Origin of the sequence: Flavobacterium cutihirudinis (assembly GCF_003385895.1) — a bacterium.
Classification (GTDB): Bacteria; Bacteroidota; Bacteroidia; order Flavobacteriales; family Flavobacteriaceae; genus Flavobacterium; species Flavobacterium cutihirudinis.
The window spans coordinates 91,651-104,516 of record NZ_QRDQ01000014.1; the positions used below are offsets into that span (position 1 = coordinate 91,651).

Here is a 12,866-nt window from a genome sequence, read left to right on the forward strand (position 1 = left end):
CTGACTAAGAATCATTCTTTACATAAACTTCTCCTATTTCTAAAAAATTGCATAAGAATAGAAAAAATCATTAAAGTCTCGCGTTCAGTTTTACATTAAAAACTCTCGAAGTCATATAATTCGGAATTGCATATTGATTTTTAGAATACACATCACGCACCCAAGTGTTAGTAATTGCATTTTGATTATTGAAAAGATTGAAAATTTCTAATCCTAACGACAATTCCTTGAAATTCTTAAGCCAGCCGGTTTTCAAATTTTGAGTACTGCTGTCAACAAAAACTTTAGCAAAACCAACATCTGCTCGTCTATAATCATTTAATCTGCTTTGATACAAATACGGATCCGAATAAGCTGGCGCACCACCAGGCAAACCAGTATTATAAACCAAATTAAGATATAATTTTACACTCGGAATATTCGGCATATAGTCCTGAAAAAGCATCGCAAATTTTAAACGCTGATCTGTCGGTCTGGCGATATAACCTCTGTTTTCATAATTTTCTTCCGTTTTCAAATATCCAAAACTCACCCATGATTCGGTTCCGGGAACAAATTCTCCATTCAGCCTGAAATCAAAACCTTGCGCATATGCTTTTGCATTATTATTGGCAATGTAACGGATTCGCACATTATCAATCGAATACACATTTACATCTGAAAGCGATTTGTAATAAACTTCGGTAACCCATTTAAAAGGACGATTCCACATTTTAAAATTATAATCATTCCCAAGAACAATATGTACCGATTCCTGCGCTTTTACATTTGGATTCACAACACCATCTAAATCTCTAAGTTCCCTGTAAAAAGGCGGTTGATGATATAAACCTCCTGAAACTCTGAAAACCATATCCATGTCCCAATCGGGTTTTATGGCAAACTGAGCTCGTGGACTAACTACAAATTGCGTTTTTCCTTCTTCGACAACCCCGTCAACGTTCCAAGCCTGAAAACGAGCTCCGATATGATACCAAATCTGATTCGAACCTAATGTCGTTTTTTTATTGAACTGCGTATAACCGGAAAATCTGTTTATTGTATTGAAATTTGTTGCCCGAACATCCTGATAAGGCAATAATGGTCCCGTATAAGGCTGATAGGGCTGATTATTTTCAGGCAAAATCTGCAAAGGCGGATTAATCGAAAAACCTGCAGAATCAATAACTTCCCATTCTACAACTCGATCTCGAATGGATTCTCTTGTATATTTCAATCCAAATTCGAGCTGACTGTCATTTAGCCATTCTTTAAATCCTTTTATTTCAGCATTTGCAATTAATGCATCCAAATCGTTTCGGGCATGATTAAGCTGCGAACCAATTCCACGAGTAAAATCGTTATCTTCTACATTTCCATCTTCATCAACATTTCCTAAACGGTATTGCGCCAAAATATCGAAATGTTCCTGCTCTGTTGTATGAAACAATGAACCTATCAACTTAAAAGTTAAAGTTGGCGAAGCTTTATAAGTAGTTTTTAAAGCACCAAAGTATGTATCATATTGATCTTTTTCCTGCCCCTCATAATAAACATTCAGCGCCATAGGCTTATCAATAGTTCCAAAATTTGTCTTGCGTGTTAATGGCTCATACAAATATTTGTTTTGAGAAATATTACCCAAAAAGCTTATTTGCCACTTCTCAGAAATATCATAATTAACATTCGTCTGAATATCAGCAAATGTCGGCGTATAATTTGTTTCCGTATCCTGACTGTTTACCAGAAGACTATTATTTCTATATCTTACTCCTGTTACTGCCGACCATTTTTTATTTTTAGAAACAAGATCTACCGCTGCACTTCCTCCCAGTAAACTAGCTTCAAAAGCAGCACCAAATCGAGTAGGTTTTCTATAAGTAATATCTAAAACGGAAGATAATTTATCACCATATTTAGCCTGAAATCCGCCTGCAGAAAAATCGACATTCTGAACCAAATCAGTATTCGTAAAACTCAAACCTTCCTGTTGTCCGGAGCGAATCAAAAAAGGCCGATAAACTTCGACTTCATTTACATAAACTAAATTTTCGTCGTAATTTCCGCCACGAACGGCATATTGCGTACTTAATTCGTTATTTGAGTTTACACCAGGCAATGTTTTAAGTATGTTTTCGATTCCTGCATTGGCACCCGGAATCTTTTTTATGGTTTCCGGCTCAACAGTTACAATTCCCTGAACGCGTTTTTTATTCTTAGACGAAACAAAAACTTCACCCATTTGTTCTTCAGAATTGTTCATAACCGGATTAAAAAGAAAAACCTCATTTGGCTTCAAACTAACCGTGAGACTAATCATTTTTAAAGAAATATGAGTAAAAATCAGAGAAACTTTTCTGTTAGAAGGAACAATAATCTCAAAAACACCATTTGCATCAGATTGCGCAACATTTCCTAAGCAGGTAATATTCACATCAGAAACCGGATGATTTTCATTATCAATAACGACACCTTTTACGTAAGCATTTTGAGCAAATGAAATACAGGTAAAAAGCAGTAAAAGAGAAGCTAATATTATCTTTTTTATGTCCAAAGAATCAATTGTTATTTTTGTTGACTTCTAAAAAATTTAGTCTCAAAGATAGCAGAATTCCCAACATTATCAACTACTTCAACTTTCAATTCATTCTCACCTTCAGCCAAAAATTGATCATCAAAAACATGCGTAATCTTTCTGGTTTTATTTTCATATTCAAATAAAACCCAGCTTCCGTTCAAATAGCCGTTATATGACTTAATTCCAGAAAGAGAATCTCCTATAGTAAGTTCAATTTTTTTCTGATCACTAATCCACTTACCTTCAATTGGTTTTGTAATTTTCACCACAGGAGCAATCGTATCGAGAACCAAACCATATTGCCCTAATATTTTGGCTTTAGCCGTAAAAACATCACCTTTCCTAACGGTTCCATTATAACTAGTTCCTTTCCCTATATAAAGCTTATCTCTCAACGATTCCGGATAAACAGTATCTCTTATCGTAATCGTAAAGTTCGAATGTACAGGAACAGTATCATCGTGAATATAAATTTTGTTATTTCTTACATCAAAATTTAAATTGAAGTCTTCATAAAATGTTCCAGCCGGAAAAAACACCGACATATTATCCTTTTCAAAATTGCTGTCTTTATTGTATCGGACAAAATACTTCGAAGTATTAGGTTCAGAAGGAATTAACGGTGTTGCGGTATCATATTCAACAGGAACGGTGATAGAATTCATATTTCCATAATAATCTGAAACTTCAATTCTGTAATTTGAAGTTAAATTAGGTTCCGCAGAAATTATCCCTCTCAATGAATCTGTTTTGATAATACTCAAGGCAAAAGGCGTTTTCATAAAAAGTTTCTGAATACGCTGACTTGTTTTTTTATACCTCGGATAATCAATAAACGCATTGATATAACGCATTTCATCAAATGAATAAGTATTAAACTGATAATTATAATTCGGGTTTCCGTTCAGGAAAGTAGTCACATTAAAAACGCCATTTTTATTATGCGAAACATCATCAGTATCTACCGCGTTAATTCCGAAACCAATTTTTCCGTTTGCTTTTACTTTACCAGCCAGATAAGTTCCATCTTTTTGCAATGAAAGATTCAACATCAATGGCTGCTTGGATTGATTGACAACAGAATTATACAACGGATAAACATACAAACTACTTATAGTTGGCTTTTTATTATCTTTTAAATTTTGGTCAAAGCCAAAGAAAATCGGATTGATTACAAATTCTGTTTTTGTATCACGAATTTCGAAATGTAAGTGCGGCCCTTCTGAAGATCCGGTATTTCCTGAAAGAGCAATCAGCTGTCCTTTTGTAATCGGAATTTCGCCAGCTTTTGGAAACATTTCAATTTCATATGCTTTTTCTTTATAATGCGTATTTTTAACATATTCCTGAATAGCACCTACAGTAGTTTGCAAATGACCATAAACCGAAGTATATCCGTTAGGATGTGTAATGTAAATACATTTCCCATTCCCGAAAGTCGAAATTTTTATCCTTGACACATATCCATCCGCAATCGCATACACATTCAATCCTTCTCTTTGATTGGTTTTTAAATCAAACCCAGCATGAAAATGATTGGGTCTTAATTCACCAAAATTGCCCGAAAGCTGCATTGGAATATCAAGTGGCGGGCGAAAATAATCTTTAGGATATTGTGTTTGAGCGAAAAGAAAATGACAACACAAAAAGGCAAATACTGAAAATCTCATAAGTAACATTTTTGCTAAGATAAAAAATTAACAGGGAAAAACCGAGGATAAAACCCTAAAAACACAAATAACTGAAATACATATGATTATCTATTTTTAATGCAAAAAAATCGATAAAAAATTGCATTAATAAAAAGGAATACTAACTTTGTATGATTAAGTAATGAATAGGATTTATAATGAGTGTAATTGCCGAAATAATTGATACTCTTGAATATAAAGTCCAGAAGTTGTTTGAGAAATCAAAAGGTCTGGAAAAAAACAATCAGGTTTTACAATTAGAACTGACCAAAGCTATGCAAATTATCCAGAAGCAATCTGAAGAAATTGAAGCTTTGAAGAAGCAATATGAGACACTTAAAATAGCCAATTCGTTGCTCGGCAGCGACAATAATAAGAGAGAGACAAAGCTTAAAATAAATTCATTAATTCGCGAAATTGATTACTGTATAGCACAACTATCAGATTAGAAAACATGGACGGAAAGCTTAAAATCAAAATATCGATTGCAGACCGTGTTTACCCTTTAACGGTTGAACCGGCGCAGGAAGAAGGACTTAGAAGTGCTTCAAAAAAAATCGATGCCATGATTAAGCAATTCGAAGAAAGTTACGCAGTTCGCGACAAACAAGATGTATTGGCCATGTGTGCCCTGCAATTTGCATCACAAGTGGAACAAAAACAAATTGATAACGCAATCGATGGAAATGAAACTATCGAAAGAATTAAAAATTTAAATTTACTTTTAGATCAATATCTCGAAAACTAAAACGTTCTTTACAGAAACTAAGATACTGCCTACATTAGTTCACAATTGGTAAACTCAACACTAACAATTTAGAATGAGCAAATCGTCACTACTATAGTATGCCCTCCTTTGGCTGGGAAACTTGAACAGTGAGTTAGCTCAAAACTTGTCTTTACGAGTTTATTCAAGCAATTAATGTAGGCTTTTTTTATATATAAACCCTAACAAACATGGACATCATAACGATCATTATTGGTATTGTAGGTATTGCAGCAGGATTTGCGATAGCTAAAATTATCGAGAAAAGTAATATTTCAAACCTCATCAAAAACGCTAAAAAAGAAGCAGCTTCGATTTTAAAAGACGCTAATTTAGAAGCAGAAAATATTAAAAAAGACAAAATTCTTCAGGCAAAGGAGCGTTTTATCGAACTTAAATCAGAACACGAACAAGTTATTTTAGCAAGAGATAAAAAAGTTGCTGAAGTAGAAAAACGTGTGCGCGATAAAGAATCTCAGGTTTCTAATGAACTTTCTAAAGCTAAGAAAGTAAACGACGATTTCGAATCTAAAACCGCTGAATACAACAATAAAATTGAAGTTTTAGACAAAAAACAAGCTGAAGTTGATAAACTTCACAAAAGCCAATTACAACAATTAGAAGTAATTTCAGGACTTTCTGCTGAAGAAGCAAAAGAACAATTGGTTGAAGGTTTAAAAGCTGAAGCTAAAACTAAAGCGATGTCTCATATTCAGGAAACTATTGAAGAGGCAAAACTTACTGCTCAACAGGAAGCTAAAAAAATCATCATCAACACTATTCAAAGAGTTGGAACAGAAGAAGCAGTAGAAAACTGTGTATCTGTTTTCAATATCGAATCTGATGATGTAAAAGGTAGAATTATCGGTCGTGAAGGACGTAACATTAGAGCTCTTGAAGCTGCAACTGGAGTTGAAATCATAGTTGATGATACACCAGAAGCTATCATTCTTTCTTGTTTTGATCCTGTTCGTAGAGAGATTGCTCGTTTGTCATTGCACAAATTGGTAACTGACGGACGTATTCACCCGGCAAGAATCGAGGAAGTTGTAGCTAAAACTGCTAAACAAATCGATGATGAAATTATTGAAGTTGGAAAACGTACCGTTATCGACTTAGGAATTCACGGTTTACACCCAGAATTAATCAAAGTTGTCGGAAGAATGAAATACCGTTCTTCTTACGGACAAAACTTACTACAACACTCGAGAGAAGTTTCTAAACTTTGCGGTATCATGGCTGCAGAATTAGGACTTAATGTAAAATTGGCCAAAAGAGCTGGTTTACTACACGATATCGGAAAAGTTCCGGATACTGAAAGTGATTTACCTCACGCATTATTAGGTATGCAATGGGCTGAAAAATATGGTGAAAAAGAAGAAGTATGCAACGCTATTGGAGCACACCACGACGAGATCGAAATGAAATCATTACTTTCTCCAATTATTCAGGTTTGTGATGCTATCTCTGGAGCAAGACCAGGCGCAAGACGTCAGGTTTTGGATTCTTATATCCAACGTTTGAAAGATCTTGAAGATGTAGCTTACGGATTCAGCGGTGTTAAAAACGCATATGCAATTCAAGCTGGTAGAGAACTTCGTGTAATTGTAGAAAGTGAAAAAGTGTCTGATGACAATGCAGCAAACTTATCTTTCGAAATTTCACAAAAAATCCAAACTGAGATGACTTATCCAGGTCAGGTTAAAGTAACAGTTATTAGAGAAACCAGAGCAGTAAATATTGCGAAGTAATTCTCTATTTAAATAAAAAACAACAAGGGCTATCTGTAAAAGATAGCCCTTGTTGTTTTTAATATGCCGTTTTTAAACCCATTTACAAATCGCTGAAGACAATTTTAAAACTAGTCCCTACTCCAACTTCACTTTCTACCGAAATAGTCCCTTTCATCGCTTCAATTTGATTTCGAGTAATATAAAGCCCAATTCCGCGCGCTTCTTCATGTTTATGAAATGTTTTATACATTCCAAACAAAAGATCGCCGTGCACAGCCAAATCGATTCCTAAACCGTTATCTGAAATCTTCAAGAACTTACAACCGTCAGGTTCTAATCCAAAATCAAAAACAATTAGCGGATCACGATCAGGATGAGCGTACTTTATTGCATTTGTGGTAAAATTCAATAATACACTTTCAAGATAGGCAGGATTAAAATTTATCGTCAAATAATTGGGAACATTATTAACAATCGTAACATTTTTCCTTTTATCATAACCTTTAATAGTGGTAATCGTTTTTTCGATATACTCACAAAGTTTCAACGGAACAACAGCAATATTAATATTACTTTGCGTTTTAACGATTTGTGTTAAATTTGAAATCGTATCATTCAAGTCATTTGAAACCGTTCTTAAATGCTCAAGCATTTCGTTTACGGTTTGTTTATTTACATCAGCATCAATAAAATCCAAAATTGATTTTATATTTCCGGCCTGTGTATTTAAATTATGAGAGACGATATGCGAAAAATTTAACAAACGACTGTTCTGATCGCTATATAATTTCATCGTTTTCAGCAATTCCAATTCTTTCTCTTTTTGCAAAGAAATATCAGTATGCGTCCCTATAACACGCAATGGTTTTCCGTTTTCATCACGTTTAATTACTTTTCCACGATCCAAAATCCATTTATAATTTCCGCTGGAAGTCATTACACGATGGTAGTTTTCATAATAAGGAATCTTATTATCGAAGTGTTCATGAATATCCGAATAATACTTAGGAAGATCATCAGGATGAACAATCTTATCCCAACGTTCCGGATCATCAAAAATATCCGTTGATTCCAACTCTAAAATTTTAAGGGAAAGTGAGGAATAAAAAACGCTATTGGTCACCATATCCCAATCCCAAATACCAACTGTAGAAGCGTCCAGAGCAAATTGAAAACGTTCTTCAGAAATACGCAACCTCTCTTCCTTGTCTTTTAAATCTGTAATATCGGAGACGTGACCAAAAAAACTCACACTATCATCAGGGGATAATTCGGTTTTTGCCGAAACTTTAAACCAACGCAATCCTTTTTTAGGTAATACCGCTCTAAATTCAACCTCCCACGGCTTTACTTCTTTTCGCGCAGTAACCAAAGACTGAAAAAACAAATCCCTGTCCTGAGTAAAAATTCGGTCGTATATAATCAGTTTAATATCGTTGGTAAATTCTTTAGCTGAAATTTCAAAAATATCATCAGCCGATTTACTAACCAACGGAAACGAGTAATTATTATCGCTATCTATCACAAACTGAAAAAGCAAATCAGGCATTTCAGCTAATAATTTTTTATAAAAATTATTTACCTCTAAGCAATCTTCATTTCCATATAAATCAAAAACCATATAGTACTTATTTATGCAAACTTGACCTTAAAAATGGCGCAAATAAATTGAAAAGTGCATTTCGTCGATTTTATTTGCTTTTAGTAGAAATTATAGTACAATATATTAATTTTTGAGATAAAAATTCCAGCTTACCAAAAAAAATTACTTTCTGGGATGAAAAGTATGCATCACTTCTTTTAAAAAACTTCTATCCAAATGCACGTAAATTTCGGTTGTTGTAATAGATTCGTGTCCAAGCATTAATTGTATCGATCTTAGATCGGCACCATTTTCCAACAAGTGTGTCGCAAAAGAATGACGCAGTGTATGCGGGCTGATATTTTTATGCAAACCCACTTTGACAGCAAGATCTTTTATGATGGTAAAAATCATAGCCCGAGTGAGCTGATTTCCTCTTCTGTTTAAAAATAAAGTATCTTCAAAACCTTTTTTAATAATTAAATGAGGCCGAATTTCATTTTTATAGATTTCAATATATTTTTTAGTCAGTTTTCCAATTGGGACAAAACGTTCTTTATTCCCTTTTCCGGTAATTTTAATAAAACCTTCATCAAAAAACAAGTCTGATATTTTAAGTGAAATCAACTCCGAAACCCGCAGACCACAACCGTACATAGCTTCTAAAATAGCGCGATTTCGTTCGCCTTCATTTTTACTCAGATCAATCGCTGCTATTAACGAATCTATTTCCTGAACTGATAATGTATCAGGAAGCTTACGACCCGTTTTTGGTGTTTCGATTAACTCTAAAGGACTATCATTTCTATAATCTTCAAAAATCAGGTAATTGAAAAAGCTCTTTAAACCTGAAATTATTCTCGCTTGTGAACGAGGGTTCACTTCTTTTGAAACCGTATATATAAAATCCTGAACAGTTTCGTCGCTAATTTTTACAGGAGAAACTTCAATTTGATTATTTTCTAAAAAGAGACATAATCTTTCTATATCAAAAGTGTAATTCTCAATTGTATTTTTTGAAAGACCTCTTTCGATTCGCAAATACGATTGATAATCTTTTATATAATTATTCCATTTCATATACACAAAGTAAACAAATTTTAGACATAAAAAAACCTTCCAATTAAGAAGGTTTTAGAATATATTAAAGGCCTAAAATTAGAACTTATACGACAAGTTTAAAGCTAACACACTATTTCTAACGTTATCATAATCATTATAATAATCTTTATTTAAAACATCTGACAGACCAAGTGTGTAACGCAGACCAATAGCAAGATTATCTGTAAAGTTGTATCCTGCCCCAAAATTAAATCCTAAATCTGTAGATTCATATTCATCTTTAATATCTCTACCTTCATTTTTAGCGGAAACTAAGAACCCAATTTGCGGACCTCCCTCTACAGTAAATTGTTTAGTAACATAGAATTTAGCCAAAACTGGAACACTAATATAATTTAATTTATAATATCCACCATTATTTCCTCCGTCCATACTATATCTGGCTCCCTGTGTAGAAAATAAAAGCTCGGGCTGAATAGCCATTCTTTCAATAACTTTGATTTCGGCAAAACCACCAATATGAAACCCTGCTTTTATAGTCGTATCCCAACCACCTGCAAAATTTGTGAGATTCAATCCTCCTTTTACTCCAAATCGGGTTTCCTGAGCATTGCTAAAAGTAAAAACCATTATTGCAATAGCAGATAAAATAATTTTCTTCATTCTTATTTGTTTTGGGTTACATTAATTGTTCAAATATAAAATTATACTTATTAAAAAATTAATTTTTATTAAAATAATAACTGCAAAATTTAGAAACAAAAAAACCTTCCTATTAGGGAAGGTTTTAAATATCATTCAGCACAAATTAAAACTTATATCCGATCGTCAATGCCAAAACACTATTTTTTGGACTATCAAAATATTCATCTGCATTATCAACTTCATAATCAAGAACATTGGACAAACCAACTGTATAACGAAGATTTACAGAAACATTATCTGTAAAATTATAACCTGCTCCAAAATTAAATCCAGTGTCTATTGATTTATAATCGTCTTTCGCATCATGACCATCTTGCTTAGCAGACACTAAAAAACCTAGTTGAGGACCACCTTCAACTGTAAATTGTTTTGTAATATAGAATTTAGCTAAAACAGGAACATTTATATAATTTATTTTCTCATCATAATCTCCCAAAGGTGTATCAAGACTAGCGCCTTGTGTAGAAAATAAAATTTCCGGCTGGATAGCTAATCTTTCAATAATTTTGATCTCAGCGAAACCTCCAACCTGAAAACCTACTAAAGAATTAGCATCCCAGTAATCCCCTCCGGCATATGTTGTTATGTTTAATCCTCCTTTTATTCCAAATCTAGTTTCCTGAGCATTTCCTAATGCAAAAGCCATTATTGCAATGGCAGATAAAATTATTTTTTTCATTCTAATTTGTTTAGGGTTAAAAATTAATCTAATCAAATATAAAAATATACCTAATAAAAATCAAATAGGTTTTTAACAAATAAATTAGTACTATATAAAATAAAAAAACCTTCCCCAATTACGAGGAAGGCTAACAAAAACAAATTAACTAAATAATGTTTTTATTAAAAGTGTAATGCAAATCCAATATTTAATTGGAAAACATCTTTTCCGTAATCTTCGTTCATTGAAATATTGTAACGAAGCCCTGGCTCAATAGAAATATTTTTCCCAACAAACCATGCATAACCTCCTTGTAAACCTATATATGAAGGGTTCTCGTCAGCGTCCTTTACACTTGCTCCAGTATAAGATGCTTCAAGTGGAAATTTATTTAATAAATAATACTTCGCTCCAACTTTATAAGAAAAAGCATTTACACTGTGACCAAGGTCGCTATAACCTAAACCAGCTTTAACAGCCAAGTTATCAGCAACAAAATATCCACCTTCAGCACCAAGTCCCCATTGTGTTTCACCGTCAGAAGATGATAACTGAAAACTTGTGTTTCCAACATTAACAGCTCCAAATCCAGTATTAGCCTCAATTAACCATTTTCCTTTTGCTGTTTGTTCTTGCGCATTTGCAAAACTAAATCCCATTACTGCAATAGCAGCCAAAATAACTTTTTTCATGATTTCATTTTTTTAATTACATCACGAAAGTAAAATTTTACGTATTAAAAAATAACTGCAAAAAGAAATTAAAGTATCAAAATAAGACAGAATTATATTACAAATAAGTAATTGATAATCAAATATTTAATCTACAAAACCTAGTTTTAAAAGCCAAAATCACTTAAAAAAGTGAGAATTTTAATAATTATATAAAGCAACTTATAAAACAATAAATTTAAAATAATGTAGTTTTGAACTATAAATAACATTTAAATACCAATTTTTTTAAAAGACCTTTTTATGAAAAAAATACTTTTAGTAGCTGCTTTTTGCCTTGCAACATCAGCAACAGTACACGCACAATTATTAAAATTCGGGGTTAAAGCAGGGGTTAACTTTGCAAGTCAACCAGGTGATGCAACATTAAATGGTGTAGCATTTGACAAAGACGGAATTACAAGTTTTCATGCAGGTGTTGTAGCCGAAGTGAAATTATTAGAAAAATTCTCAATTCAGCCAGAGCTTTTGTATTCTACACAAGGAGCAACTTATAAATTTGCAGATGCTCAGGAAGACTTTAAAAATGAATTAGCATATTTATCAATACCAGTAATGGCAAAAATCTATTTGACAAAATCATTGAGTTTAGAGGCAGGGCCACAAGCTTCATTTTTATTAAGTCAAAAAAATGACGTAAGATTTGATGATGCGAACACATTTGATTTTGCTCTTAATGCAGGATTAGGATTAAAAATCACGGAAAGCATTTTTGTTCAAGGACGTTATAGTCTGGGATTAACTGACGCTTCTTCAAATGCAGATATTAGAAACTCTGTCGTGCAACTTTCTGCTGGATTCATGTTCTAAAAGAATATCACATACTTTTATAAAAACCGTTCTATTTATTTAGAACGGTTTTTTTATTTTTACAAAGTTCAATATCAAAAATCAGTTGCAATTTCAATACTGCAATGTAAATAAATTTAAATATGAAAATTTGTATTATCAACGGGCCCAATCTTAATCTATTAGGAAAAAGAGAACCCGAAGTTTATGGGAGTCAAACTTTTGAAGATTACTTTGAAACGTTGAAAACGAAGTTTCCAAACGTAGAACTCTCCTATTATCAAAGCAATATTGAAGGCGAATTAATTGGTAAAATTCAGGAAGTTGGTTTTTCATTTGACGGAATTATTTTGAATGCCGGCGCTTATACACATACTTCTATAGGTTTGGGCGACGCGATGAAAGCCGTTACAACTCCAGTTATTGAAGTACATATTTCAAACACTTATGCAAGAGAAAGCTTCAGACACCAGTCTTATTTGTCTGGGAATGCAAAAGGTGTTATTTTAGGTTTCGGACTTAAAAGTTATGAGTTGGCGATTCAGTCCTTTTTATAATTAAAATAAACGGCAATAAAGTTGATTTTTTT

At 33.0% G+C, this 12,866-nt stretch carries 12 protein-coding genes; 5 read left to right on the forward strand and 7 right to left on the reverse strand.

What is annotated here, in order from left to right; genetic code table 11:
- Nucleotides 1-70: 70 nt before the first annotated feature.
- On the reverse strand, nucleotides 71-2,533 hold the full coding sequence (locus BD847_RS20560) for a TonB-dependent receptor plug domain-containing protein (RefSeq protein ID WP_115890116.1): 2,463 nt from the start codon (nucleotides 2,531-2,533) through the stop codon (nucleotides 71-73).
- Between the two features lie 11 nt (nucleotides 2,534-2,544).
- On the reverse strand, nucleotides 2,545-4,227 hold the full coding sequence (locus tag BD847_RS20565; RefSeq protein WP_115890117.1) for a M23 family metallopeptidase: 1,683 nt from the start codon (nucleotides 4,225-4,227) through the stop codon (nucleotides 2,545-2,547).
- A 179-nt stretch (nucleotides 4,228-4,406) separates the two neighbouring features.
- Here BD847_RS20565 and BD847_RS20570 point away from each other — a divergent pair, with 179 nt between their 5' ends.
- The 3 genes from BD847_RS20570 to rny all read left to right on the forward strand — a co-directional run bounded on the left by BD847_RS20570 (nucleotide 4,407) and on the right by rny (nucleotide 6,765).
- A complete protein-coding gene (locus BD847_RS20570) occupies nucleotides 4,407-4,697 on the forward strand; it encodes a hypothetical protein (protein ID WP_115890118.1) in 291 nt (96 codons plus the stop codon).
- Between the two features lie 5 nt (nucleotides 4,698-4,702).
- Nucleotides 4,703-4,996, forward strand: a complete 294-nt coding sequence (locus BD847_RS20575; protein ID WP_115890119.1) for a cell division protein ZapA — start codon at nucleotides 4,703-4,705, stop codon at nucleotides 4,994-4,996.
- Nucleotides 4,997-5,205: 209 nt separating this feature from the next.
- Nucleotides 5,206-6,765 carry a ribonuclease Y gene (gene rny, locus BD847_RS20580; protein ID WP_115890120.1) on the forward strand — a complete coding sequence of 520 codons (1,560 nt, stop codon included), beginning with the start codon at nucleotides 5,206-5,208 and terminating at the stop codon, nucleotides 6,763-6,765.
- Nucleotides 6,766-6,847: 82 nt separating this feature from the next.
- Here the strand turns inward: rny and BD847_RS20585 are convergent, their stop codons facing one another.
- The 5 genes from BD847_RS20585 to BD847_RS20605 all read right to left on the reverse strand — a co-directional run bounded on the left by BD847_RS20585 (nucleotide 6,848) and on the right by BD847_RS20605 (nucleotide 11,449).
- Nucleotides 6,848-8,368 carry a PAS domain-containing protein gene (locus tag BD847_RS20585; RefSeq protein WP_115890121.1) on the reverse strand — a complete coding sequence of 507 codons (1,521 nt, stop codon included), beginning with the start codon at nucleotides 8,366-8,368 and terminating at the stop codon, nucleotides 6,848-6,850.
- Between the two features lie 144 nt (nucleotides 8,369-8,512).
- Entirely contained in the window at nucleotides 8,513-9,409 is an 897-nt protein-coding gene (gene xerD / locus BD847_RS20590) for a site-specific tyrosine recombinase XerD (protein ID WP_115890122.1), read from the reverse strand.
- Nucleotides 9,410-9,487: 78 nt separating this feature from the next.
- The gene (locus tag BD847_RS20595) at nucleotides 9,488-10,054 is read right to left on the reverse strand and encodes a porin family protein (RefSeq protein ID WP_115890123.1); all 567 of its coding nucleotides are present in this window, start codon (nucleotides 10,052-10,054) and stop codon (nucleotides 9,488-9,490) included.
- Nucleotides 10,055-10,199: 145 nt separating this feature from the next.
- On the reverse strand, nucleotides 10,200-10,775 hold the full coding sequence (locus tag BD847_RS20600; RefSeq protein WP_115890124.1) for a porin family protein: 576 nt from the start codon (nucleotides 10,773-10,775) through the stop codon (nucleotides 10,200-10,202).
- A gap of 164 nt (nucleotides 10,776-10,939) precedes the next feature.
- On the reverse strand, nucleotides 10,940-11,449 hold the full coding sequence (locus BD847_RS20605; RefSeq protein WP_115890125.1) for a porin family protein: 510 nt from the start codon (nucleotides 11,447-11,449) through the stop codon (nucleotides 10,940-10,942).
- A 282-nt stretch (nucleotides 11,450-11,731) separates the two neighbouring features.
- Here BD847_RS20605 and BD847_RS20610 point away from each other — a divergent pair, with 282 nt between their 5' ends.
- Together BD847_RS20610 and aroQ are read left to right on the forward strand one after the other, a co-directional pair.
- Nucleotides 11,732-12,298 carry a porin family protein gene (locus tag BD847_RS20610; protein ID WP_115890126.1) on the forward strand — a complete coding sequence of 189 codons (567 nt, stop codon included), beginning with the start codon at nucleotides 11,732-11,734 and terminating at the stop codon, nucleotides 12,296-12,298.
- 122 nt (nucleotides 12,299-12,420) lie between these two features.
- Nucleotides 12,421-12,834 (forward strand): type II 3-dehydroquinate dehydratase, encoded by a 414-nt coding sequence (aroQ, locus tag BD847_RS20615; RefSeq protein ID WP_115890127.1) that lies wholly within the window; start codon nucleotides 12,421-12,423, stop codon nucleotides 12,832-12,834.
- Nucleotides 12,835-12,866: the final 32 nt, after the last annotated feature.